The organism is Variovorax endophyticus (genome assembly GCF_025376855.1).
GTDB lineage: Bacteria > Pseudomonadota > Gammaproteobacteria > Burkholderiales > Burkholderiaceae_C > Variovorax.
In genome coordinates, this window is sequence record NZ_JAHUTH010000016.1 from 121,117 (window position 1) to 145,186 (window position 24,070).

Genomic DNA, 24,070 nt, shown 5'->3' on the forward strand with positions numbered 1-24,070 from the left:
GCGATCAGCCGCGCCGGGGCGCGACGATCCCGAGCCGCTTCATGTGCCGGTACACGGTGGCGCGGCTCAGGCCCAGCGCATCGGCCGCCTGCGCGACGCGCCAGCGGTGCTGGCGCAGTGCCGCGAGCAGCCGGTCCGATTCGGCGGCCGTGTCCTCGGCCGCGTCGACCACGGCCGCCGCGGGCATCGCCACCGCAACACGCTCCGGCAGCCGAAGATCCTCCATCCTCACTTCGCGCCCCGTGCACAACGCCAGCGCGAGCCGCAGCACGTTGCGCAGCTCGCGCAGGTTGCCGGGCCAGCGGTGCGCCATCAGCGCCTCGATCGCTTCGGCCGAGAGCCGCGCGTTCGAATCCACGGCGGCGGCCTCCTCGGCGAACAGGCTGTCGATCAGATGGCGGCGGTCGCGGCGTTCGCGCAGCGGCGGCAGCTTCAGCACGGCGCCGCACAGGCGGTAGTAGAGGTCCTCGCGGAAGCGGCCTGCCGCGACGAGTTCGCTCAGGCCCCGGTGCGTGGCGGCCACCACCGCGAGGTCCATGCGCTGCGGTGCGTCGCCGCCCAGCGGCAGCACCTCGCCTTCGGACAGCACGCGCAGCAGCCGTGTCTGCAGGGCCATCGGCATGTCGCCGATCTCGTCGAGGAACAGCGTGCCGCGGTCGGCCTGCGCGATCAGGCCCTTCATGCCCTTGCTGCGGCCGCCGGTGAAGGTGCCGGGCAGGTAGCCGAACAGCTCGCTCTCGATCAGCGAATCGGGAATGGCCGCGCAGTTCACGGCCACGAACGGCAGGGCCGCGCGGCGGCTCGCGTCGTGCAGCGCGCGCGCCAGCACCTCCTTGCCGCTGCCGGTCTCGCCCTCGATCAGCACGTGGATGCCGCGGTCGACCAGCCGGCGCGCCTGCGCGAGCAGCGACTGCATCGCGGGATCGTCGCCCGCGATGCGCTCGAGCGGCGGCAGCCGGTCGACGCCATGGAGAGGCTTGCGCTCGGCGGGCGGCACCGGCGCGGCCGTGCGGCGCGCCACGCGCGGCGCGAGCAGCGAGGCGTGGTACTCGCCGCCGTCCGGCAGCAGCACCGTGTGGGCGAAGGGCATGGCCGATGCGCTCGCGCCCAGGCGCCAGATCGCATCGAGCGGCATGCGCAGCAGCTCGGCCACGCCGGTGCCGACCGGATGGGCCGCGAACAGCCGCCGCGCGCTGCTGTTCGCGCCGACCACCGTGCCGGCCTCGTCGAGCGCGAGCATCAGCTCGCCGGCCACGTCGACCAGGCCGAAGGCGCTGCCCAGCCGCAGCACCCAGTGGCCGCGGAAGTGGCGCAGGAAATCGGCGTCCTCGATCATGCGCGCGTAGATCGCGACCAGGTGCCGCACCAGGTGCTGGCTCTCCTTGGCCTCGGGCGAATGCAGCGCCGACACGTCGAGCACCGCCGTAAGCCGCCCGCCATGGTCGAACAGCGGCGCGGTGGTGCAGGTCAGCGCGATGTGGGTGGCGTCGAAGTGCTCGGTCTGGTGGCAGGTCATCGGTGCCTGCTCGACCAGGCAGGTGCCCACGCCGCAGGTGCCCGCATGCGCCTCGTTCCAGTCGGCGCCGAGGTAGAGGCCGGCCTTGCGCAGCTGGTCGTCCCAGGCCGGGTTGCCGATGTAGTCGACCGTGATGCCCTCGGCATCGGTCAGCAGCACCATGTAGCCGAGGTCGGCCACGCGGCGATAGATGTCCTCCATGCCCGCGCGCGCGGTGCAGAGGAAGTGCTCGAGCTGCTGCTGGTGCGCGCGCACCTCGTGCGCCGGCAGGATGCGCGCGGGCGTGGGCCGCGAGGGATCGAGGCCATGGTCGCGCACGCAGCGCGCCCACGACTTGTGGACCAGGCTGGTCGCCGGATCGGCCAGCGCGGTGCCGGTGGCGATCGAATAGACGTTGTCGATGTGGCGCGATTGCAGGGAAGGCATGCTCGACCTCGCGATGGCACGCGGCCGCCGGAAGATCGGGGCGCGGCCGCGCAGCCGGACATCATTCGGCTGTCGCGCTGTCGCAGCACAGAGGTGAAACCCGGTGCGCCACCGGACTTTCACCGGGACGCGCTACGCTTCGTTTCCACCGGAGACCGATGCATGCACACCTTCCAGCTCTTCGCCGACTACTTTCAGTTCTACATCCAGGACGAATCCGCCGAAGGCGATCTTTCCGATGCATGGAGCGACGAGGCCGTGGAACGCATGCTCGCGACCGCGCCCGGCGTGGTCGGCATCGGCACGGCGCGCAACATGAACGTGCCGGTCACGCTCGAGATCCTCGAGGCCGCGCCGCCGCTCGCTGCCGATGCCTGGGACCACGTGGTCGAGTGCACGCTCGCCACGACGAGCGGGCGCCTCGCGATCGCGGGTTGCACCGATTACTTTCCCGATGCGGCGCGCATGGCGATCGCGCCGGGCACTTACCGCGTGCGTGCCTGCTACGCGGGGCTCGCGACGCTGTCCGAGGACGGGCTCGAGGGCGAGGACCGCTACCACCTCGCGCTGTGGCCGGCACCGGCCATCGAGCCCACGGTGGTCAAGCGGCGCGTGGCCTGAGCACACCGCTCAGCGGCAGGCGAAGCTCTCCGCCTTCGAGGTATCGCCGCCCAGGTACGCGATCTTCTTCGGATAGGTGCACAGCGGCCGCGCGAGCGACTTGTCGCTGTTGCTCAGCACGATGTTCTCGGGCGGGATGCCCTTCTCGACCCAGTCGGTGAGCGCGGTGAACAACTGGTTCGGCGCGGGCAGCGGCGGGTTGGCCGCGGGGCTGGTGCCGGGCAGGCCGTCGACCGAGCCCACGCCCAGGCAATGGCCCATCGCGGGGATCTCGAGGTAGCGGTAGAACTTCTGCAGCGCATCGATGCCGCCCATCGCGCCGGCCGCGCGCTCGTAGTAGTGGGCGGTGCCCGAGTTCGGGATCAGCTGGTCGGCCAGGCCATGGTAGGTCAGCATCTTCGCGCCGCGGTCGCGGAAGCGCGCGAGGTCGGGGTTGTCGGTGTCGATGTTCGCGAACGCGTGTTGCAGCGCCTTGCCGCGGTCGCCGGCATTGGCGAGCTGCGCGTAGCCCAGGCCCTTCCAGCGGTCGGCGCCGTTGCCGGTGGCGTTGATGAAATCGGGCGTGGCGAGCGTCGGGTCCTGCAGGTTCAGCGCGACCTGGTGCACGGCGACGGGGAAGGGCGCGGGCACGCCGCCGGCCGAGCCGGCCAGGCCCGAGAGCGCGGTGCCGCGCGGGAGGCCGTACCAGAGCTGGTTCGACGCCAGCACGGGGCCGTAGCCGATGTCGGCCGCGGCCGGCGGCACGCTGCCGTCGCGGGTCTGGCCATACCAGATCTTGTTGACGGCCTGCGCCTGCGCGGTGCTCAGGCAGGCGGCGGTGGCATTGCTGCCGCCGCTCGCGGTGCACAGCACGGCCTTGTCCTGCACCGGGTCGTAGCGGCAGGCGGCGGGGTCGCTGATGAAGCCCTCGTGCTTGCCGGTGAGCTGGCTGTCGCAGGCGCTGACCGCGGCCGAGGACACCAGCGTGGCCTGCGCGGGCGTGAGCGGCGTGCCGCCGAGGTCGCGCTGCATCACGACCTGGGGATAGAGCTCGGCCGTGATGAAGCGGGTCCAGTTGATCGCGCTGTTGCCCGCGAGGATGCCGTCGAAGTCGTCGGGATTGGCCTGCGCCTGCATGTGGCCCTGGCGGCCGCCGGTGGAACAGCCGTCCCAGTACGAGTACTTCGGCGCCGCGCCGTAGAAGCCGGCCGCGAGCGCCTTGGCCTTGACCGCCATCTCGTGGATGCCGCGGCTCGCGAAGTCGGTCCACAGCGCGGTGTTGATGGTGCCGTCGGGGTTCATCGCGAAGGAGCCGTCGGCGCCGGCCACCGGGTTCGACGAGGCATGGCCGGTGTCGGTGACGGCACTGACCGACCCCTCGATGCCGGCGACGAGCGCGGGCGAGTTGAGGCCGGTGGAACTGCCGGTGCGGTCGAGCGCGCCGATCGAGGGCTCGCCCGCGAAGCCGCCGCCGCCGAGCACGCGCACGCGCTGGTTCCACGCGGCCCTGGCCGGCAGCCAGACCTCGATGCCGATGCCCGGCGAAGTCGAGGGCGCGCCCGCGGGGCCTGGGTTGCCCGGCCCGACGTTGAGCTTGACCATGCACAGGTCGCTGGCCGCGAGCGTGCCGGTGGCCTTGCCGTCGAGGTTGAGGTCGTCGCCCTTCCTGAACTGCTTCACCAGCCGCACGGTGGTGTTCGCATCGGGCTTGAACGCGGTCTTGAGGCTGTCGTCGCAAGTCAGCGCGAGCGGTGCGGCGGGTGGCGGCGCGGCCGGCACGATCGGCAGCACGGTGCCCGACGAGCCGCTGCCGCCGCAGGCCGAGAGCGCGGCGGCCGCGGCGAGGCACAGCAGGGCGATGGAGGGTGGAACGGAACGGGTGTGGGATCTGTTGTCGTGGCGCATCTTCTGTCTCCTGTGTTGGCAGACATCGAATGTGCCGAGCGTGCCTCGCACGGTCTATCGACATGCGATCGGCGCTTGCAGGATTCCCTCAACCGGCCTTCGGACTTACCCGCGATGCACGCGTGCGCGCGGGCGTGCTGCCCACGAGCTGGCGGAACACCTGCGTGAAATGCGCCTGGCTCGAGAAGCCGACCGCCTGCGCGATCTCGGCCAGCGCGAGCGGGCCGTCGAGCAGCGCCAGCGCCTGCCGCACGCGCTGCTCCATCACGTAGCGATAGGGCGTGGCGCCGGTGCTGGCGCGAAAGAGGCGCGTGAAGTGCACCGCGCTCAGCTGCAGCTCGGCCGCGAGCGCGTCGATGCCGAAATCCTCGGCCAGGTGCGCCATCACCCAGTCGTAGACGCGGCGCAGGTCGGCCTGCGAGAGCCGGCCGCGCGGGCGCTGCGTGCTGCGCGCGCAGCCGTAGCGGCCCTGCAGGTAGCTCGCGAGCGCCATCGACAACCCCTGCGCATGCAGCCGGCCCGAGCTGCAGCCGCGCTCGATCTCGTCGCGCATGGCGGTGGCCAGCAGCTGCAAGGTGGCGTCGGTGGTCGACAGCTGGGTCTGCAGGTGCAGCTCGCCGTCGCTCTCGGGCATGAGGCTGCGCAGCGCCTCGGGGCGGATCTCGATCGCGATCATTTCCTCGAGGCAGCCGGTCCAGCTCGCGCGGTCGACCTCGTAGCCCCGCTCGAAGATGCTCATGCTGCCCGCGCGCGTCTCGATGCGGTGCGAACGCCGGCCCTGCGTCATGACGCCGTGCACATGGCCGCGCACGCACAGCGCGATCAGCGGATGCGGGTTGTAGCAGGCCGGGTTCTCGCCGTCGCCGATCATCGAGCGGACCTCGAGCGCGAAGCCCTGCCACGCCGTGGCGCCGGCGTTCAGCAGCAGCCGGCCGTCCATGCGCAGCGGCTTGCCCGCGGTGTCGAGCAGGCTGATCTCGCGCGTCATGGCACGTTCTCAGACCCCGAGCAAGGCCTCCAGCGCCTGCGGCTGCGCGAGCAGCGCGCCCGAGGCGCCCTGGCGCACGATCTGGCCCTTCTCCATCACCACCGCGAGCTCGGTGTGGGCCAGCACCTTGCGGTAGTCGCGGTCCACGATCAGAGTGGCGATGCCGGTCTGGCGGATCTGCTCGATCACGCGCCAGATCTCGGCCACGATCAGCGGCGCGAGGCCCTCGGTCGCTTCGTCGAGGATCAGCAGGCGCGGGTTGGTCATCAGCGCGCGGCCGATCGACAGCATCTGCTGCTCGCCGCCCGAGAGCTGCTGGCCGCCGTGCGACAGCCGCTCGGCCAGCCGCGGGAAGGTGGCCATCACGCGCTCGAAGGTCCAGGCGCGCTGGCCGTCGATGCCCGCGCGCTCGCTCATCACGAGGTTCTCGCGCACCGAGAGGTTGGGGAAGATGCCGCGGCCCTCGGGCACGTAGCCGATGCCCAGGCGCGCCATCTTCTCGGGCGGCAGGCCGGTGACCGTGCGGCCGTCGACCTGCACCTCGCCCGAGGCGGGGCGCACGTAGCCCATGATCGTGCGGATCAGCGTGGTCTTGCCCATGCCGTTGCGGCCCAGCAGGCCGACCGAGGTCGCGGCCGGGATCTCGGCATGCACGCCGCGCAGGATGTGGCTGTTGCCGTAGTAGGTGTTGAGGTCTTTGACGTTGAGCATCAGTGTTCCTCTCCCAGGTAGGCGGTGCGGACTTCGGGGTTCTCGCGGATCGCGTCGGGGCTGCCGGTGGCGATCACCGTGCCGTTGACCATCACCGTGATGCGGTCGGCCACGCGGAACACCGCGTCCATGTCGTGCTCCACCAGCAGGATGGCGTGCGTGGCCTTGAGCTGCGCGAGCAGGTTCAGCATGCGGTCGGTCTCCTCCGCGCCCATGCCGGCCAGCGGCTCGTCGAGCAGCAGCACGCGCGGATGCGTGGCCAGGCACATCGCCACCTCGAGCTGGCGCTGCGCGCCGTGGCTCAGCGTGCCGGCGATGCGGTGCGCTTCGGCGGCGAGGCCCGCGGCCTCGAGCGCCGCGTCGGCCGAGGCCGAGCTCGCGGCGCAGCCGCGCGACGACTGCCAGATCGCCCAGGGCCGCGGCATGGCCGCCTGCGCCGCGAGGCGGCAGTTCTCGTGCACGCTGAACTCCGGGAAGATGGTGGTGCGCTGGTAGCTGCGGCCCACGCCCGCGAGCGCGCGGCGGAACTGCGCGCGCGTCGTGATGTCCTCGCCGTCGAGGCGGATGCGGCCGGCCGAGGCCTCGATTTCGCCCGAGAGCATGTTGATCAGGGTCGACTTGCCCGCGCCGTTGGTGCCGATCACCGCATGCACCTCGCCCACGTGCAGGTCGAGCGTGACCGCGTTGACCGCGACCAGGCCGCCGAAGCGGCGGGTCAGTCCCTCGACGGACAGCAGCACCGAATCGTTCATGCCCCGCTCCTCGGCGACAGCCGCTGCACCAGCCCGATCAGGCCCTTGGGCAGCAGCGCCACGAACACGATGATGGTCAGCCCCAGCGTGAGCTGCCAGTGGTCGGCCAGCGGCCCGAGCAGCGCATGGGTCGAGAAGATCTCCTTGAGCAGCGTGAAGGCGATGGCGCCGATCACCGCGCCGCGCAGGTGGCCCAGGCCGCCGAGGATCACCATCAGCAGCACCTCGCCCGAGTTGTGCCAGGCCATCAGCTCGGGGTTGACCACGCCGTCGCGCGAGGCCAGCAGGAAGCCCGCGAGGCCGGCCAGCGCACCGGCCAGCACGAAGGCCGCGAGCTTGTAGGCGTAGGTGGGGAAGCCCGCCGCGCGCATGCGCTGCTCGTTGACGCGGATGCCCGCGAGCGCCGCGCCGAAGCGCGAGCGGCGCAGCAGCGCGAGCAGCGCGTAGGTGAACACCAGCGACGCCAGCACCACGTAGAACAGCACCGTGCGGTTCTCGAGGTCGAGCGCGCCGAGGGCCGGGCGCACGTAGAGGTAGATGCCGTCGCTGCCGCCGCCGACCTTGGTGTCGTGGAACACGAAGAAGGCCATCTGCGCGAAGGCCAGCGTCACCATGATGAAGTAGACGCCGCGCGTGCGCAGGCTCAGCGCGCCGACGAACAGGGCATAGAGCCCGGCCGCGCCCATGGCCGCGGGCAGCAGCAGCGCGAAGTTGCCGCCCTCCGCGCCCGAGGCCAGCACCGTGACGTAGGCGCCGATGCCGTAGAAGGCCGCGTGGCCCAGGCTCACGAGGCCGGTCATGCCGACCAGCAGCTCGAGGCTCAGCGCGAAGATCGACAGGATCATCACCTTGACGATGAAGTCCGAGGCGTAGTTGCCCAGCAGCGGGCCGGCGATGCCGATGGCCAGCGCGCAGGCCAGCGGCAGTGCCGCGCCGCCGAACGAGCCGGCGTTCCGGGCGAGTGAAGAAGAGGGCGTGGAGGCAATCATGCGCGTGGAGGTCCTGGGGATCGAACTCATGGACGCCGTCCCATCAGCCCCTCGGGCTTCCAGATCAGCACGATCGCCATCAGCAGGTAGATGCCGATGCCGCTCAAGTCGGCGAAGAACACCTTGCCGAAGGTGTCGACGAAGCCCACCAGCAGCGAGGCGACGAGCGCGCCGGTGATCGAGCCGATGCCGCCGATCACCACCAGCACGAAGCAGATGATCAGCACGCTCGCGCCCATGTTGGGATAGACCGAGGACATCGGCGCGGCGATCATGCCGGCCAGCGCCGCGAGCGCCACGCCGGCCGCGAAGACGATGCGGTAGAGCCGCTTCACGTCGATGCCCAGGCCGCGCACCATGTCGCGGTTGCTCGCGCCGGCGCGGATCATCATGCCCAGGCGCGTGCGGTTGACCACCCAGTACAGCGCCAGCGCCAGCACGATGCAGGCGGCCGAGGCGAACAGGCGATACCAGGGATAGCTCATCACGCTGCCCAGCGCGAAGCTGCCGTCGAGCCAGGCCGGCACCTTCACGCCGTGCACGTCGTTGCCCACCAGGATCGAGCGCAGTTCCTCGAACACCAGGATCAGGCCGTAGGTCATGAGCACCTGCTGCAGGTGGTCGCGCTGGTAGAGGTAGCTGAAGAAGGCCCACTCGAGCAGGTAGCCGAAGATGGCGGCGAGCACCACGCCGGCCGCCAGCATCAAAAGGAACTGGTCGCCGAACAGCGGCGCCAGCGAGAACGCCATGTAGGCGCCGATCATGTAGAAGCTGCCGTGCGCGAGGTTGATCACGCCCATGATCCCGAAGATCAGCGTCAGGCCCGAGGCCACGAGAAAGAGCAGCAGTCCGTACTGAACCGAGTTCAGGCACTGGACGAGGAAGGTGCCGAAGTCCACGTTAGGTCATCCGGGTTGGGCTGGAGAAGCGGGCGCGAAGCGCCGCGATGTTCGGGAGACACCGCGGATCCGGCTTGGCCGGTCCGCAGGTGTCGCCCCCTCGAGGGGGGAGTCGAGCTACACGAAGTGAGCGAGGGACGGGGGTGGGTTACATCCTGCAGCCGCGCGCGGGGTCGGCCAGCCCCTTGATCGCCGTGCTCACCAGCTTGTTCTCCTTGCCGTCCACCTTGCGCAGATAGATGTCCTGCACCGGGTTGTGCGACTTGCTGACCGTGAACGCGCCGCGCGGGCTGTCGATCTTCGCCTTCTCGACCGCGGCCGCGAAGTCGGCCTTCTTCGTGATGTCGCCCTTGGTGGCCGCGAGGCCCACGCCCAGCATCTGCGCGGCGTCGTAGCCCTGCACCGCGTACACGTCGGGCTGCAGCTTGAAGGTCTTGGCGTAGGCGGTGCGGAAGGCGTTGTCCCGCGGCGTGTTCAGGCCGTCGGCGTAGTGCAGCGTGGTGAGCATGCCCTGCGCCGATTCGCCCTGCGCCTCGAGCGTGCCGTCGGTGAGGAAGCCCGGGCCGTACAGCGGGATGGTCTTGTTCAGGCCCGCGGCCTGGTAGTCCTTGACGAACTTCACCGCACCGCCGCCCGCGAAGAAGGCGTACACGGCATCGGGCTTGGCCGCCGCGATCTCGGTCAGCAGCGCCTGGAACTCCACGTTCGGGAACGGCAGCGTGAGCTGCTTGTCGACCTTGCCGCCGGCCTTCTCGAAGCCTTCCTTGAAGCCGTTGACCGACTCCTCGCCGGCCGCGTACTTCCAGGTGATGGTCATGACCTTCTTCTTGCCCTGCTGCTTGGCCGCCACCTCGCCCATGGCGTAGGCCGGCTGCCAGTTGCTGAACGAGCTGCGGAAGATGTTGGGCGCGCACATCGGGCCGGTGACGGCGTCGGCGCCGGCGTTGGGCACGATCAGCACGGTGCCGCTCTCCTTGGCGGCCTTGGCCATGGCCATCGCCACGCCCGAGTGCACGGTGCCCACGATCACGTCGACGTTGTCGCGCTTGATCAGCTTGTTGACGTTGTCGGTGGCCTTGGCGGGATCGGACTCGTCGTCGACCTTGAAGTACTCGATCTCGCGGCCCGCGAGCTTGCCGCCTTGCTCGTCGACGTAGAGCTTGAAGCCGTTCTCGATCGCCACGCCGAGCGCGGTGTAGGTGCCGCTGTAGGGCAGCATCAGGCCGACCTTGAGCTTGCCCGTGCCCTGGGCCGAGGCGGCCGTGCACAGCGCGGCGAAGGACAGCGCGGTCAGCGCGAGGCGGGTGGTGTGGCGAATGGTCATGAGGTTTGTCTCCTGTTTTTGGTGATGAACGAAGTGGCCGCGACGATGACACGATCCGGCTGATCGCGATGCGGGGAATGCCCGCATTCGGGGATCTCGAGCAGCTCGCAGCCGGGCACGCGCGCGGCGATGCCGCGGATCTGCGCGAGGCTGCCGTACTCGTCGCCGAGCCCCTGCACGGCGAGCACGGGGCAGCGGATCGTGTCGAGCTCGGCCTCGATGTTCCAGTCGCGGAACGGCGGATGCAGCCAGATGCGGTTCCAGCCCCAGAAGGCCGAGTCGGCGCTGTCGTGGTAGCGGCCGAGTTTCTGCGGCAGGTCGGTGCCGAGGTAGGCGGTGCGCGCGAGCTCGATGTTCGCCACCGTCACGTCTTCCACGAAGATGTGCGGCGCCAGCACGACCAGGCCCGCGACGCGGTCGGGAAAGCGCGCGGCATACAGCAGCGAGATCGAGCCGCCGTCGCTGTGGCCGAACAGCCAGGGCTGCTCGCCGTCGAGCGCGAGCGCGGCGAACAGCGCGGGCAGCACCTCGTGCGCCTGGCGGTGCATGAAGTCCACGTCCCAGATCTCGTCCTCGGCGCGCGGCGTGGAGCAGCCGTAGCCGGGACGCGAGAACACCAGGCCGCGCACGCCGGCGGCTTCGCACAGGCGCGCGGGAAAGTCCTTCCACATCGCGACCGAGCCCAGGCCCTCGTGCAGGAACACGAGCAGCGGCGCGTCGGCGCGCTCGGGCGCGATCCACTGGCACTCGATGCGCACCGCGCGGCCGCGCCAGTCGATGGTGGCGAAGTCCGGAAAGCTCATGCCTGCTTCTCGCGCTCGCGCAGCCGGAAGCGCTGGATCTTGCCGGTCGCCGTCTTCGGCAGTTCGGCCACGAACTCGAGGAAGCGCGGGTACTTGTAGGGCGCGAGGCGTTCCTTCACGAAGGCCTTGAGCTCGTCCTCGGTGGTGGCACCGCCGTCCTTGAGCACCACGAAGGCCTTGGTCTTCGTGAGGCCCTCGCCGTCCTCCTTGCCGATCACCGCGGCCTCGAGCACGGCCGGGTGCTGCATCAGCGTGGCCTCGACCTCGAAGGGCGAGACGTAGATGCCGCTGACCTTGAGCATGTCGTCGCTGCGACCCGCATAGGTGAAGTAGCCGTCGGCGTCGCGCGTGTATTTGTCGCCGCTCTTGGTCCAGCCGCCTTGGAAGGTCTCGCGCGACTTCTCGCGGTTGGTCCAGTACATCAGCGCCGAGCTCGGGCCGCGGATGTAGAGGTCGCCGACCTCGCCGTCGGGCACGGCGCGGCCGTCCTCGCCGCGCAGCTCGACCTCGTAGCCCTCGACCGGCTTGCCCGTGGTGCCGTAACGCACGTCGTCGGGCCGGTTCGAGATGAAGATGTGCAGCATCTCGGTCGAGCCGATGCCGTCGATGATGTCGCAGCCGAAGTGCGTCTTGAAGCGCTGCGCGATCTCGCCGGGCAGCGCTTCGCCGGCCGACGAGCACATGCGCAGCGCCACCGCCTCGCGCGCCGGCAGCTTGGGCGAGGCGAGCATGCCCGCGAAGCCGGTGGGGGCGCCGAAGAAGACGGTGGGCTTGTGCTCCACCCAGCGGCGGAAGGTGGCGTCGGGGGTAGGCCGTTCTGCCATCAGCACCACGGTGGCACCGACCGACAGCGGGAAGGTCAGCGCATTGCCCAGGCCGTAGGCGAAATACATCTTGGCGGCCGAGAAGCAGACGTCGTTCTCGCTCAGGCCCAGCACCGGCTTGCCGTAGAGCTCGGCGGTCCACCAGAGGTTGGCCTGCGTGTGCACCGTGCCCTTGGGCTTGCCGGTGGAGCCCGAGGAGTAGAGCCAGAAGCCCGGATCGTCGGAGGCCGTGAGCGCGGGCGCGGCCAGCGGCTCGGCGGCGGCGAGCGCGGCCTCGAAGTCCCGCGCGCCCTCGGGCAGCGCGCCCGCCGGTTGCGACACCAGCAGCGTGTGCAGCTCGTGGCCGCCGCGCGCCATCGCTTCCTGCAGCACCGGCAGCAGCGCGCCCGACACCAGCGCGGCCTGCGCGCGGCTGTGGTCGAGCATGTAGGCGTAGTCCTCGGGCGTGAGCAGCGTGTTGACGGCCACCGGCACGATGCCGGCATAGAGGCAGCCGAGGAAGCTCACGGGCCAGTCGTTGCCGTCGAGCATCAAGAGCAGCACGCGTTCCTCGCGGCGCACGCCCGCGGCCTTGAGCGCCGCGGCCAGGCGGCGCGCGCGTTCCTCGAGCTGGCCGTAGCTCAGCGTGCCGCGGTCGTCGATGTAGGCGGTGCGCGCGGCGCGTTCGCGGTTGAGCGCGAACAGGTGCTCGGCGAAGTTGAAGCGGGGTGGCAGGCTCATCGTGTGTCTCCTTGGGGCCTCTGTGGGGGCGCTGCGTCGGTATCTAGATAGAGGGGCGGCTACAGCCCCAGGGCGGCGAGCACGCCGTTGCTCGCCTGCACCGCGCTGCGGCGGTGGTAGAAGTCCAGCGCGCGCAGGCCGCCGAGTTCGGCGCCGCCGCCCGCGCGGCCCGGGCCGCCGTGCAGCGACATCGGCATCACGTTGCCGTGGCCGGTCTGGGCCTGCGCCACCTCGGGTGTGATCACGTGCACGCGGCCATGGCTGGCCGCGAGTTCGACCGCCGCCTGAGCGAGCGCGGTTTCGTCGGCGCCGTAGAGCGAGGTCACGAGCGAGCCCTGGCCGCGGTGGGCGAGGGCGAAGGCATGGGCCGTGTCGCGGTAGGGCAGCAGCGTGGCGACCGGGCCGAAGACCTCGATGTCGTGCACCTGCCGCGCCGCGTCGGCGTCGCGCGCGCCCAGCAGCACCGGGCCGATGCAGGCAGCCACGGCGGGGTCGGCGTCGACCAGCGGGCGATCGCGGCCGTCGTGCAGCACCTGGGTCTGCGCGGCGAGCGCATCGAGGCCCTCGCGCACCGCGGCGAGCTGCGCGCGGCTCACCAGCGAGCCCATGCGCACGCCCTCGTTGCGCGGGTTGCCCACGCTCACGCCCGCGAGCTTGGCGGCGATCGCCTCGGCGGCGGCGTCGTAGAGCTCGGCCGGCACGAGGATGCGGCGGATCGCGGTGCACTTCTGGCCCGCCTTCACCGTCATCTCGCGCACCACCTCTCGCACCAGCAGGTTGAAGGCCTCGCTGCCGGGCGCGGCGCCGGGCAGCAGCAGCGCGCTGTTGAGGCTGTCGGCCTCGATGTTCACGCGCACCGAGCGCCGCGCCACGGCGTCGTGCGAGCGGATCAGCGCGGCGGTATCGGCCGAGCCGGTGAACGAGACCACGTCGAAGGGCTGGAGCTGGTCCATCAGGCCGGCCGAGCTGCCGCAGATCACCGACAGCGCGCCCGCGGGCAGCACGCCCGCGTCGACCACGTCCTTGACCATGCGCTGCGTGAGCCAGGCGGTGGCGGTGGCCGGCTTCACGATCACCGGCACGCCCGAGAGCAGCGCGGGCGCGGCCTTCTCCCACAGGCCCCACGAGGGGAAGTTGAAGGCGTTGATGAACAGGGCCACGCCATGCGTGGGCACCTGCAGGTGCTGCGACTGGAACAGCGGTTCCTTGCCGAGCCTGGCGGCCTCGCCGTCGCGTAAAGCGCGCACGTCGCCGAGCGCGTCGCCCCATTTCGCGTACTGGCCCAGCGTGAAGATCGCGCCGTCGATGTCGACGGCGGAGTCGTTCTTCACCGTGCCCGAGTTCGCGGTCGCGATCTCGTAATAGGCATCGCGGTTCGCCTGCAGCACCTTGACGATGGCGGCCAGCAGGCCGGCGCGCTGGCGGTAGCCAAGGGCGCGCAGCGCCTGGCCGCCCTGTTCGCGGGCGAACGAAAAGGCCCCGGGCAGGTCCAGCCCGGTGGCGTCGACGCGCACGAGCTCGGTGCCGAGCACCGGGTCGAAGAGGGGCGTGCCGGCGCCCGAGCCGCTTTGCCAGCGGCCGGCGACGTGATTGGCGAGGAGTTCGGTCATACGGTGAACTTGATCTGCCCTTCGGGCAAGAGGTAGAGAACGAGCGCGCGGCCTTGCGCGACGGTCGGGCGATGCGCGCTGCCGGGGCCGTAGACGCACCAGCCCGCGGGGCGGCCGTCGAAGGTGGCGCCGGGGCTGTCGTCCAGCGGCATGATCAGGTCGATCTCGCCCTGGGGATGGGTGTGGTGCGGGCCGGCGATGTCCTGCATGTCGACCACGTCGACCGAGAAGCGGTGCAGCGCGTCCTCGGCCTTGAAGACGCGGCCGTACTTGATGCCGCCGCCTTCGCGCTCGCACAGCCAGCCTTCGGCCACGCCCTGGCGGCAGGCGGCGCCGAGCCGCGCGAAGCTGGGGCTGCCGGCGCCATGGTTCGCGTTGAGCCAGCGGTCGAGCTCGGCGTCGAGCGGTCGGCCGGCGATCTCGGCGGTCAGGCCGGCAATCAGTTGGTGGAAGGCTTCCTTGCCGCTGGGGCTGGCAGGGTGGCTGCTGTCGGACATCGTGGGCCTCGAACTTTGGTATTGCCTTGCAGGAATGCTGCACGTGCAGTATCTTGCGTGTGGCCGAACAATAAGCATCGAGACAATCAGTGTCAAGCAATATAGTGCATCTATGGTGTTTACCCTGAGCGCGCACAATGCCGGCGAAACAAGAGGAATGGCATGAATGAGCATGTAGACGCGGTGCTGGCCACCGCGCCGGAAGGCGCCGCCCCCGCCGCGCCCGGGGAGGTGAAGAACCCGCTGCTGGTCGCGCTCGGCGAGCGCGTGCGCAACCTGCGCGCGCAGCGCGGGCTCACGCGCAAGGCGGTGGCGATCGCGGCCGAGGTGTCGGAGCGCCATCTCGCCAACCTCGAGTACGGCATCGGCAACGCCTCCATCCTGGTGCTGCAGCAGGTGGCGGGCGCGCTGCACTGCTCGCTGGCAGAGCTGGTCGGCGACGTGACCACCAGCTCGCCCGAGTGGCTGTTGATCCGCGAGCTGCTCGAGCACCGCAGCGAGGCCGACCTGCGCCGCGTGCGCGTGGCGCTCGGCGAACTGCTGGGCACGGCCTCGGTCGACCCGGCGCGGCACCGGCGCATCGCGCTCGTGGGCCTGCGCGGCGCGGGCAAGTCCACCCTGGGCCAGATGCTGGCCGACGACCTCGAGGTGCCGTTCGTCGAGCTGAGCCGCGAGATCGAGAAGCTCGCCGGCTGCAGCGTGCGCGAGATCCACGACCTCTACGGCACCAATGCCTACCGCCGCTACGAGCGCCGCGCGCTCGAGGAGGCGATCCAGATCTACAGCGAGGTGGTGATCGCCACGCCCGGCGGCATCGTCTCCGACCCCGCCACCTTCAACGAGCTGCTCGCGCACTGCACCACCGTCTGGCTGCAGGCCGCGCCCGAGGAGCACATGGGCCGCGTGGCCGCCCAGGGCGACACCCGCCCGATGGCCGCCAGCCGCGAGGCCATGGACGACCTGCGCCGCATCCTCAACGGCCGCGCCGCCTTCTATTCGAAGGCCGATCTCACGGTCGACACCAGCCGCCAGACCCTGCCGCAGAGCTTCCAGAACCTGCGCGCCGCGGCCCGCCAGGCGATGGGCCTGAAGGCCTGACCCGGCCGGCGCCGCCGCGCGCCGGAACGGGCTTCGGTCACATCCTCGAAAAAAAACGCATCAGGCATTGACGTGCCCGTAAACATGCAGCATGATGCATGTCATCGCCGCAGGAAAGTGCATTATTATTCGTGCATCGACCTTGTCCCGCGGCCTTTCAAGCCCACGGAAGACCCAGGAGACCCCGCCATGACCGAAACCACCGCATCCACCGCCGCCCCGCGCGTCGACTACCGCATCGAGCCTTCCCAGTACCGCCACTGGTCGATCGGCTTCGACGGCGAGATCGCGCGCCTCACGCTCGACATCGCAGAGGACGGCGGCATCCGCCCCGGCTACAAGCTCAAGCTCAACAGCTACGACCTCGGTGTCGACATCGAGCTCAACGACGCGCTCAACCGCATCCGCTTCGAGCATCCCGAGGTGCGCAGCGTGATCGTGACCAGCGGCAAGGACCGCATCTTCTGCTCGGGCGCCAACATCTTCATGCTGGGCGTCTCGAGCCACGCCTGGAAGGTGAACTTCTGCAAGTTCACCAACGAGACCCGCAACGGCATGGAAGACACCTCGAAGCACTCGGGCCTGAAGTTCCTCGCGGCCGTGAACGGCGCCTGCGCCGGTGGCGGCTACGAACTGGCGCTGGCCTGCGACGAGATCCTGCTGGTCGACGACCGCTCCTCCTCCGTCTCGCTGCCCGAGGTGCCGCTGCTCGGCGTGCTGCCCGGCACCGGCGGCCTGACCCGCGTGACCGACAAGCGCCACGTGCGCCACGACCTGGCCGACATCTTCTGCACCAGCGTCGAAGGCGTGCGCGGCCAGCGTGCCGTCGAATGGCGCCTGGTCGACGCGGTCGCCAAGCCCGCGCAGTTCGCCGCCGCCGTGCAGGAACGCGCCTCGCAGCTCGCGGCCGGCAGCGACCGTCCCGCCGGCGCCAAGGGCGTGGCCCTCACGCGCCTCGAGCGCACCGACAGCGCCGACGGCATCGCCTACTCGCACGTGAACGTGCAGATCGACCGCAGCAAGCGCACCGCCTCCATCACGGTGAAGGCGCCGAGCGGCGCGCAGCCGGCCGACATCGCCGCCATCGAAGCCGCGGGCGCCGCGTGGTGGCCGCTGGCCGTGTGCCGCGAGCTCGACGACGCGATCCTCAACCTGCGCACCAACGAACTCGACATCGGCACCTGGCTGCTGAAGACCGAGGGCGACGCCCAGGCCGTGCTGGCCTCGGACGCCGTGATGCTCGCGAACAAGGACCACTGGCTGGTGCGCGAGACCCTCGGCGCGCTGCGCCGCACGCTGGCGCGCCTCGACGTGTCCTCGCGCAGCCTGTTCGCGCTGGTCGAGGCCGGTTCCTGCTTCGCCGGCACGCTGGCCGAGCTGGCCTTCGCGGCCGACCGCACCTACATGCTCGCGCTGCCCGACGACGCCGAGCGCGCGCCCAGGCTGGTGCTCGACGAGTTCAACTTCGGCTTCTTCCCGATGGTCAACGACCAGAGCCGCCTGCAGCGCCGCTTCTACGAAGAGGCCGCGCCGCTCGAGGCCGCACGCGCGGCCGCCGGCAAGCCGCTCGATGCCGACGAGGCGCTCAAGCTCGGCCTGGTCACGGCCGCGCCCGACGACATCGACTGGGACGACGAGATCCGCATCGCGATCGAGGAACGCGCCGCCATGTCGCCCGACTCGCTGACCGGCCTCGAGGCCAACCTGCGCTTCGCGAGCAAGGAGAACATGATCACCCGCGTCTTCGGCCGCCTCTCGGCCTGGCAGAACTGGATCTTCAACCGCCCCAACGCCGTCGGCGAGAAGGGCGCGCTCAAGGTCTACGGCACCGGCGAGAAGGCCGGCTTCGATCTCAACCGCGTCTGAACCTGCAGCCCGTACAACCCAAGGAACAACGATGAGCACGATCAACTACAGCGAGAAGATCCCCAACAACGTCAACCTCGGCGAAGACCGCACGCTGCAGCGCGCGCTCGAAGGCTGGCAGCCCAACTTCATCAACTGGTGGGACGACGTCGGCCCCGAGGGCTCGATCAACCACGAGGTCTACCTGCGCACGGCCGTGAGCGTCGACCCGCAGGGCTGGGCCCAGTTCGGCCACGTGAAGATGCGCGACTACCGCTGGGGCATCTTCCTGAATCCGGGCGACGCCAACCGCGAGATCCACTTCGGCGACCACAAGGGCGAGAAGGCCTGGCAGGACGTGCCCGGCGAGCACCGCGCCAACCTGCGCCGCATCATCGTGACGCAGGGCGACACCGAGCCCGCCTCGGTCGAGCAGCAGCGCCACCTGGGCCTGACCGCGCCCTCGATGTACGACCTGCGCAACCTGTTCCAGATCAACGTGGAAGAAGGCCGCCACCTGTGGGCGATGGTGTACCTGCTGCACAAGCATTTCGGCCGCGACGGCCGCGAGGAAGCCGAGGCGCTGCTGCAGCGCACCTCGGGCGACGAGAACAACCCGCGCATCCTCGGTGCCTTCAACGAACGCACGCCCGACTGGCTCGCGTTCTTCATGTTCACCTACTTCACCGACCGCGACGGCAAGTTCCAGCTCTCCGCGCTGGCCGAGAGCGCCTTCGACCCGCTGGCGCGCACCACCAAGTTCATGCTGACCGAGGAAGCGCACCACATGTTCGTGGGCGAGAGCGGCGTGTCGCGCGTGATCGCGCGCACCGCGCAGGTCATGAACGAGCTGAAGACCGACGATCCGCAGAAGGTGCGCGCGGCCGGTGCCATCGACCTCGGCACCATCCAGCGCTACCTGAACTTCCACTACAGCGTGACCATCGACCTGTTCGGCGCCGACCAGTCGAGCAACGCCGCCATCTTCTACAGCTCGGGCCTCAAGGGCCGCTACGAGGAAGGCAAGCGCACCGACGACCACGTGCTCAAGGGCCAGACCTACAAGGTGCTCGAGGTCAAGGACGGCCAGCTCGTCGAGAAGGACGTGCCGATGCTCAACGCGCTCAACGAAGTGCTGCGCGACGACTTCATCAAGGACTCGGTGGCCGGCGTCGGCCGCTGGAACAAGGTGCTCGAGAAGGCCGGCATTCCCACCCGCCTGGTCGTGCCGCACAAGGCCTTCAACCGCCAGATCGGCGCGCTCGCCGGCATCAAGATGTCGCCCGAGGGCCGCGTGGTGAACGACATGGAATGGGCCGCCAAGCGCGACGAATGGCTGCCGAGCGCCGAAGACTTCGCTTTCGTGGCATCGTTGATGGGCCGCGTCGTCGAGCCGGGCAAGTTCGCGGGCTGGATCGCGCCGCCGGTGATGGGCATCAACCGCCAGCCGGTGGACTTCGAGTACGTCCGCTTCGGCTGAAAGCCTGGATATGAATCCCTCGTCCCCACGGCGAGGGGATGGAGAACAACATGGACATGGCCGTTGAAGCCGGGGTCATCAAGCAGCACCTGATCGACCCCGAGATCTGCATCCGCTGCAACACCTGCGAGGCCACCTGCCCCGTCAACGCGATCACGCACGACGACAACAACTACGTCGTGCGCGCCGACGTCTGCAACGGCTGCATGGCCTGCATCTCGCCGTGCCCCACGGGCTCGATCGACAACTGGCGCACCATGCCCGTGGTGCGCGCCTATTCGATCGAGGAACAGCTCGGCTGGGAATCGCTGCCGGCCGAACTCACGCCCGAGGAGCTCGAGGCCGCGGGCGTGACGGCCGACGCGGCCGATGCCGCCGAGGTGGCCGAAGCGGCACCGGCGCAGGCCGCGACCGCCGAAGCGGCCGAACCGGTCTTCCACTCGGCCCAGTACGGCGCCACCGTGCCGCCCTGGTCGGCCGCGCACGCCTACACCAACCTGTTCCCGCCGAAGACGCCGACCACCGCCACCGTGGTGGGCAACTTCAACTGCACCGAGGCCGGCTTCGACAGCGAGACCCACCACATCGTGCTGGACTTCGGTGCCATCCCGTTCCCGGTGCTCGAGGGCCAGTCGATCGGCATCGTGCCGCCCGGCGTCGACGCCATCGGCAAGCGCCACCATGCGCGCCAGTACTCGGTGGCCAGCCCGCGCAACGGCGAGCGGCCCGGCTACAACAACGTCTCGCTCACCGTGAAGCGCGTGACCGAGGACCACCAGGGCAACCCGGTGCGCGGCATCGCCTCGAACTATGTCTGCGACCTCAAGGTCGGCGACACCGTGCAGGTGGTCGGCCCGTTCGGCGCCTCGTTCCTGATGCCGAACCATCCGAAGTCGCACATCGTGATGATCTGCACCGGCACCGGCAGCGCGCCGATGCGCGCCATGACCGAGTGGCGCCGCCGGCTGCGCAAGAGCGGCAAGTTCGAGGGCGGCAAGCTCATGCTGTTCTTCGGCGCGCGCACGCAGCAGGAGCTGCCGTACTTCGGCCCGCTGCAGTCGCTGCCCAAGGATTTCATCGACATCAACCTCGCGTTCTCGCGCACGCCGGGAAGCCCCAAGCGCTACGTGCAGGACCTGATGCGCGAGCGCGCGGCCGACCTCGCCGCGCTGCTCAAGGACGGCGCCAGCCACTTCTACGTCTGCGGCCTCAAGAGCATGGAGGAGGGCGTGGTGCTCGCGCTGCGCGACGTGGCGAAGGAGGCGGGCCTGGACTGGGACACCGTGGGCGCCGCACTCAAGCGCGAAGGTCGGCTGCATCTCGAGACCTACTGACCCTCGCTCGGGTGCCGGGTAGGCTGCGCCGATGAAGTTCGCCGATTTCCATGCCGGCCAGGTCATCGAGGCCGGCCCCTACCTGCTCAGCGAGGAGGAGCTGGTCGGCTTCGCCCGCAGCTACGACCCGCAGTGGTTCCACACCGACGCCGAGGCCTCGCGTGAGAGCCCCTTCGGCGGCCTGATCGCGAGCGGCTGGCACACCTGCGCGATCGCGATGCGGCTGGTGGTCGAGGCCGCGCTCGCGGGTTCCGAATCCTTCGCCTCGCCGGGCCTCGAGCACGTGCGCTGGCCGAACCCCGTGCGCCCCGGCGACGCGCTGCGGCTGGTGGCCGACGTGATCGAGGTGCGCCGTTCCGAGAGCAAGCCCACGCTGGGCATCCTGCGCTGGCGCTGGCGGCTGTTCAACCAGCGCGAGCTGATGGTGCTCGATGTGGAAGTGACGAGCCTGTTCAGGCTGCGCGAAGACGCTTCGAACTGAGCGCTTGCGAAAAAGGCCCGTGGCCTCGAAGGGCCACGGGCCTTGTCGCGCCGGGAGGGGCGTGCTTACTTGCCCAGCTTCACGCCACCGCTGCCACCGGCCTGGCCGGCCGCGCCGGCCCCGGTGCCGATCGGCTTCAGCGCGCCGCCTGCCGAGCCGGCCGCGCCGGTGACGCCATTCACCGCGCCGCCCACGGTGCTGGTCGCACCGCCGAGCGCTCCGGTCGCGCCATTGGCCGTGCCCGCCACGCCGCCGACCGCATTGGTGGCACCGGTCACGGCCCCCGTGGCGCCGCCGACCGTGTTGCCGACATTGCCCACCGCGCCGGTCGCGCCGCCGAGCACGCCGCCCACGGCATTGCCGAGGCCGCCGCCATTCGCGTTGCCCGAGGCATTGCCGCCCGCGCCGGCGTTGCCGGCCGCACCCGCGCCATGGCCGTTCGCATGGCCCGCCGCGGCCGCGCTACCGCCGGCGTTCGTGCCGGCATTCACGCCGGTGCCGCCGGCATTGGCGCGGGTCTGCGCCGCGGCATCGCCGCGCGCGCCGGCCTGTGCGCCGCCCGCGCTGCCGCCGCCCGAGGCGCCCACTCCGGCGTTCACGCCCACGCCCACCCCGACGTTCGGGGTGGAGACCTGCGCGCCGGCCTGGATGCCCGCGGTGGCCAGCAGCCCCGCAAGCAGGGCGCCGAAGACGATGCGATGGTGTTGTTGTTTCATGGCTGGGATTCCTTCCTTTTCGAGTGATACGGGGATCGCTGAAAACACAGAGCCGGCAGGGTGCCGGCTCGGAATGAAACATAGGGAAGGGCGGGGTGGGGGCCGTGAGCGCCGGGGCCGCGCCTGGCTGTGGGAGCTGTCCGTCGGCGGAATCTGGAGCTCGTGCGTTAGCGCGTTCGAAGCGGAAATGACGGCATCAAGGCAGGAGATGGCGGCTGAAGAAGGAGGTTGTCGCGGTTTCTGCAGCGCGCACCGCTGCCCGGTCGAAGCCCGGCGGGTCGTTCAACAGGTCGCCGATCAGCCCGTCGAGCGCCGGCGGCTGGGGCGACAGCAGCGAGCCGTGGCCGCCGAGCGCCAGGTCGGCCAGCAGTTCGCAGCGCGGCCGGCAGGCCGCCAGCACGGCGTCGCCGTGAAAGCGCGGGATCAGCCAGCGGTCCTGCCGGGCACCGATCAGCGCCAGCGGGATGCGCGGCGTCGCGAGCGAGGCCAGGTCGAAATCGGCCGCGCCCGGCACGCCGGCCACCGCGGCGGCGATGCGCGGGTCGTGGTCCTCGCGCACCCGCGTGTCGGCCGCGAAGCGGTGGTGGATCACCGTGCGCGCGCCCCAGCGCTTGAGGCCGTCGAGCGGGCCGCCCGTGAGCCGCGTGATCAGGCCGACGCAGAACTGGAAATCCTCGTCCAGGTGGGCGTCGCAATGGCGCGCGAACGCCGCCGGCGACCAGCGGCCGCCCGCGAGGCTCAGCGCCGTGTGCCCGCCGGCCGAGATGCCGTAGAGGCCGACCCGGTCGAGCCGCAGCAGCGGCGCGAAGCGCGGGTCGCGGCCCACGGCGTCGATCGCGCGCGAGACCTCGGCCGGCCGCTGCGTCCAGCTGTCGGGGCCGGGGTCGCTGCCGTCGCGCGCGTTGTCGGCGCGGTGCTCGGGCATCGCGACCACGAAGCCAGCCGCGACCAGGCTGCGCGCCTGGTCCACGTGCACCCACGGCGCCCCGCCCGAGCCGTGCGACACCACGACCAGCCGGCCATTGCCGCGCACGGGCGCCGCGCCGGAGGCGGCGTCGAAGGCGAAGGGGCCGCGCTGCACGCGCTGCGACGGCGACTCGGCGGGATAGAACAGCGTGACCGGACCGTCGGTGGGGGTGGCGGGAAGCTGGTCCAGGCCCAGCGTGGCGGCCTGGGCCAGGCCGGTGAGGAAGGCGAAGAGCGCCAGCATGCCGGCGATCCGGCCGAGCGATGAGCAACGGTGAAGCAAGAGAACTCCTGGTGATGGAACGAAGCCGGCACGATGCCGGCGCCACCCGGGCCGCGTCTCGCCGAAAACCGCGAGGGCGGCTTCGGGCCCGGCGATTTCAGGAATCGGCCAGCTTCTGGCGCCGGAATTCGGTCGGCGTGAGCCCGGTGGCGGCCTTGAAGGCGCGGTTGAACGGGCCGATCGACTGGAAGCCGGCCTCGAGCGCGATGCTCAGCACCGGCCGCTCGCGCCTGGCCGGATCGGCCAGCGCCGCCAACGCTTCCTGCAGGCGGAAGCCGTTGATGTAGGCGTTGAAGTTGCGGTGGCCGAGCCGCTGGTTGATGAGCCTGCGCAGCCGGTACTCGGGCACCGCGAGCCGCGCGGCGAGCTGGGCGATGCCCAGGTTCTCGTCGCGGTAGGCGCGTTCGGCCGTCATGAGGCGGTGCAGGGCGTCGGCGAGGCGGTCCTCGGCGGGATCGACGTCCGGCGCCGGCTCGGGCGGTGCCGGAGGGGCGGGCGCGGGTTCGGGGCGTGCGAGCGGAGGAGACTCGACCGTCGGCGCCGGCGCGATGTCGGGCACCGGCGCCAGCACCGCCTCTGGCAGCGCCGGCCTCGGCGCTGCCGCCGGGAACAGGTCCGACCCCGCGAGCCGCAGCATCCGCCAGGCGACCACCGCCACGATGGCCAGCAGCAGCGCCACGTCCAGCGTTGCCATTGCCCCGCCGAGCTGCCAGCGCGGCGACTGCCAGCGCGCGCCGATCATGGCGATGCTGTAGAGCGCGCCGGTCCCCACGATGAAGGCGCGCAGCCGGCGCCGCCGCTCCACCAGGTCGACGCGCCAGCGCGCGGCCGCCGCGGCCATGGCCAGCAGCGCGAACACCAGCGGCGCCGCGCGCTGCAGGCCCAGCGCGAGGGGCGCGATCGCCAGGCCGCTTCCGATCAACACGGCGCAGTTGGCGCCCGCGAGCAGCGCCACCGCGGCCCAGGCCACGGCGTGCCGCAGTCGTGGCGCGAAGTCGTCGTCGAACAGGGCCCGCGCGAACACCCAGAACAGCACCGCATTGCCCGCCGCCACCGCCACCAGCGGCGCCTGCCACAGCCGTGGCGCCCAGGCCTCGAAGGAGGGCGTCGAGCCCGCCACCTGCAGCGCGAGGCCCAGCGCCAGGGCCACCCCGACGCGTGCCGCCGGCAGCCGCGGCCGGTCGCGGCCGAGCACCAGCGCCAGCACGAGCAGCAGGGCCATCAGCACGCCGCGCAGGGCGGCATCGAGCAGCAGGGGGGCGGGATCGGAAAGAGGCATGCGGGCGCGGCGAAGGTGGGGCGC

Annotated in this window: 21 protein-coding genes; 6 read left to right on the forward strand and 15 right to left on the reverse strand. The window is 70.8% G+C overall.

Annotated elements, in window-relative coordinates:
• Nucleotides 1-4: 4 nt before the first annotated feature.
• Nucleotides 5-1,942: a sigma-54-dependent Fis family transcriptional regulator gene (locus KV106_RS21455; protein WP_261212200.1), complete on the reverse strand. Its 1,938-nt coding sequence runs from the start codon at nucleotides 1,940-1,942 to the stop codon at nucleotides 5-7.
• Nucleotides 1,943-2,104: 162 nt separating this feature from the next.
• On the opposite strand from KV106_RS21455, the gene KV106_RS21460 reads away from it, so the two are divergent.
• Complete coding sequence (locus KV106_RS21460; protein ID WP_261212203.1) at nucleotides 2,105-2,563, forward strand: hypothetical protein; 459 nt, start codon at nucleotides 2,105-2,107, stop codon at nucleotides 2,561-2,563.
• Nucleotides 2,564-2,572: 9 nt separating this feature from the next.
• Here the strand turns inward: KV106_RS21460 and KV106_RS21465 are convergent, their stop codons facing one another.
• From KV106_RS21465 to KV106_RS21515, 11 genes are all read right to left on the reverse strand, one after another.
• Nucleotides 2,573-4,447 carry a tannase/feruloyl esterase family alpha/beta hydrolase gene (locus tag KV106_RS21465; RefSeq protein ID WP_261212204.1) on the reverse strand — a complete coding sequence of 625 codons (1,875 nt, stop codon included), beginning with the start codon at nucleotides 4,445-4,447 and terminating at the stop codon, nucleotides 2,573-2,575.
• A gap of 88 nt (nucleotides 4,448-4,535) precedes the next feature.
• Complete coding sequence (locus tag KV106_RS21470) at nucleotides 4,536-5,435, reverse strand: helix-turn-helix domain-containing protein (RefSeq protein ID WP_261212206.1); 900 nt, start codon at nucleotides 5,433-5,435, stop codon at nucleotides 4,536-4,538.
• Between the two features lie 9 nt (nucleotides 5,436-5,444).
• Entirely contained in the window at nucleotides 5,445-6,146 is a 702-nt protein-coding gene (locus KV106_RS21475) for an ABC transporter ATP-binding protein (RefSeq protein ID WP_057595313.1), read from the reverse strand.
• Nucleotides 6,146-6,898 (reverse strand): ABC transporter ATP-binding protein, encoded by a 753-nt coding sequence (locus KV106_RS21480; RefSeq protein ID WP_261212208.1) that lies wholly within the window; start codon nucleotides 6,896-6,898, stop codon nucleotides 6,146-6,148. Before KV106_RS21480 ends, KV106_RS21475 begins: the two co-directional genes overlap by 1 nt.
• Nucleotides 6,895-7,887, reverse strand: coding sequence for a branched-chain amino acid ABC transporter permease (locus tag KV106_RS21485; protein WP_395353043.1), 993 nt, complete (start codon nucleotides 7,885-7,887; stop codon nucleotides 6,895-6,897). The genes KV106_RS21480 and KV106_RS21485 overlap by 4 nt, the downstream gene beginning before the upstream one ends.
• Nucleotides 7,888-7,913: 26 nt before the next feature.
• Complete coding sequence (locus KV106_RS21490; protein WP_057595310.1) at nucleotides 7,914-8,786, reverse strand: branched-chain amino acid ABC transporter permease; 873 nt, start codon at nucleotides 8,784-8,786, stop codon at nucleotides 7,914-7,916.
• A 148-nt stretch (nucleotides 8,787-8,934) separates the two neighbouring features.
• Nucleotides 8,935-10,110 carry an ABC transporter substrate-binding protein gene (locus KV106_RS21495; protein WP_057595309.1) on the reverse strand — a complete coding sequence of 392 codons (1,176 nt, stop codon included), beginning with the start codon at nucleotides 10,108-10,110 and terminating at the stop codon, nucleotides 8,935-8,937.
• Nucleotides 10,107-10,913 (reverse strand): alpha/beta fold hydrolase, encoded by an 807-nt coding sequence (locus tag KV106_RS21500; RefSeq protein ID WP_261212215.1) that lies wholly within the window; start codon nucleotides 10,911-10,913, stop codon nucleotides 10,107-10,109. Before KV106_RS21500 ends, KV106_RS21495 begins: the two co-directional genes overlap by 4 nt.
• The gene (locus KV106_RS21505; RefSeq protein WP_261212216.1) at nucleotides 10,910-12,457 is read right to left on the reverse strand and encodes a benzoate-CoA ligase family protein; all 1,548 of its coding nucleotides are present in this window, start codon (nucleotides 12,455-12,457) and stop codon (nucleotides 10,910-10,912) included. Before KV106_RS21505 ends, KV106_RS21500 begins: the two co-directional genes overlap by 4 nt.
• Before the next feature lie 59 nt (nucleotides 12,458-12,516).
• Nucleotides 12,517-14,067: a 3,4-dehydroadipyl-CoA semialdehyde dehydrogenase gene (locus KV106_RS21510; RefSeq protein ID WP_261212217.1), complete on the reverse strand. Its 1,551-nt coding sequence runs from the start codon at nucleotides 14,065-14,067 to the stop codon at nucleotides 12,517-12,519.
• Nucleotides 14,064-14,564, reverse strand: a complete 501-nt coding sequence (locus KV106_RS21515; RefSeq protein ID WP_057595305.1) for a DUF4863 family protein — start codon at nucleotides 14,562-14,564, stop codon at nucleotides 14,064-14,066. Before KV106_RS21515 ends, KV106_RS21510 begins: the two co-directional genes overlap by 4 nt.
• 162 nt (nucleotides 14,565-14,726) lie before the next feature.
• Here KV106_RS21515 and KV106_RS21520 point away from each other — a divergent pair, with 162 nt between their 5' ends.
• The 5 genes from KV106_RS21520 (at nucleotide 14,727) to KV106_RS21540 (ending at nucleotide 20,802) form a co-directional block, all read left to right on the forward strand.
• The gene (locus KV106_RS21520; protein WP_203203572.1) at nucleotides 14,727-15,662 is read left to right on the forward strand and encodes a helix-turn-helix transcriptional regulator; all 936 of its coding nucleotides are present in this window, start codon (nucleotides 14,727-14,729) and stop codon (nucleotides 15,660-15,662) included.
• Between the two features lie 189 nt (nucleotides 15,663-15,851).
• Nucleotides 15,852-17,528 carry a 2,3-epoxybenzoyl-CoA dihydrolase gene (gene boxC, locus KV106_RS21525; RefSeq protein ID WP_261212220.1) on the forward strand — a complete coding sequence of 559 codons (1,677 nt, stop codon included), beginning with the start codon at nucleotides 15,852-15,854 and terminating at the stop codon, nucleotides 17,526-17,528.
• A 31-nt stretch (nucleotides 17,529-17,559) separates the two neighbouring features.
• Nucleotides 17,560-18,987 carry a benzoyl-CoA 2,3-epoxidase subunit BoxB gene (boxB, locus tag KV106_RS21530; RefSeq protein WP_057595302.1) on the forward strand — a complete coding sequence of 476 codons (1,428 nt, stop codon included), beginning with the start codon at nucleotides 17,560-17,562 and terminating at the stop codon, nucleotides 18,985-18,987.
• Nucleotides 18,988-19,037: 50 nt separating this feature from the next.
• The gene (gene boxA, locus KV106_RS21535; protein ID WP_261212222.1) at nucleotides 19,038-20,321 is read left to right on the forward strand and encodes a benzoyl-CoA 2,3-epoxidase subunit BoxA; all 1,284 of its coding nucleotides are present in this window, start codon (nucleotides 19,038-19,040) and stop codon (nucleotides 20,319-20,321) included.
• 31 nt (nucleotides 20,322-20,352) lie between these two features.
• Nucleotides 20,353-20,802: a MaoC family dehydratase gene (locus KV106_RS21540; protein WP_057595301.1), complete on the forward strand. Its 450-nt coding sequence runs from the start codon at nucleotides 20,353-20,355 to the stop codon at nucleotides 20,800-20,802.
• Between the two features lie 65 nt (nucleotides 20,803-20,867).
• Here KV106_RS21540 and KV106_RS21545 read toward each other — a convergent pair whose 3' ends face one another.
• The 3 genes from KV106_RS21545 to KV106_RS21555 all read right to left on the reverse strand — a co-directional run bounded on the left by KV106_RS21545 (nucleotide 20,868) and on the right by KV106_RS21555 (nucleotide 24,046).
• A complete protein-coding gene (locus tag KV106_RS21545; RefSeq protein WP_261212225.1) occupies nucleotides 20,868-21,518 on the reverse strand; it encodes an adhesin in 651 nt (216 codons plus the stop codon).
• A gap of 196 nt (nucleotides 21,519-21,714) precedes the next feature.
• Nucleotides 21,715-22,728, reverse strand: coding sequence for an alpha/beta hydrolase family protein (locus tag KV106_RS21550; RefSeq protein ID WP_261212227.1), 1,014 nt, complete (start codon nucleotides 22,726-22,728; stop codon nucleotides 21,715-21,717).
• A gap of 136 nt (nucleotides 22,729-22,864) precedes the next feature.
• Nucleotides 22,865-24,046, reverse strand: coding sequence for an AraC family transcriptional regulator (locus KV106_RS21555; RefSeq protein WP_261212228.1), 1,182 nt, complete (start codon nucleotides 24,044-24,046; stop codon nucleotides 22,865-22,867).
• Nucleotides 24,047-24,070: the final 24 nt, after the last annotated feature.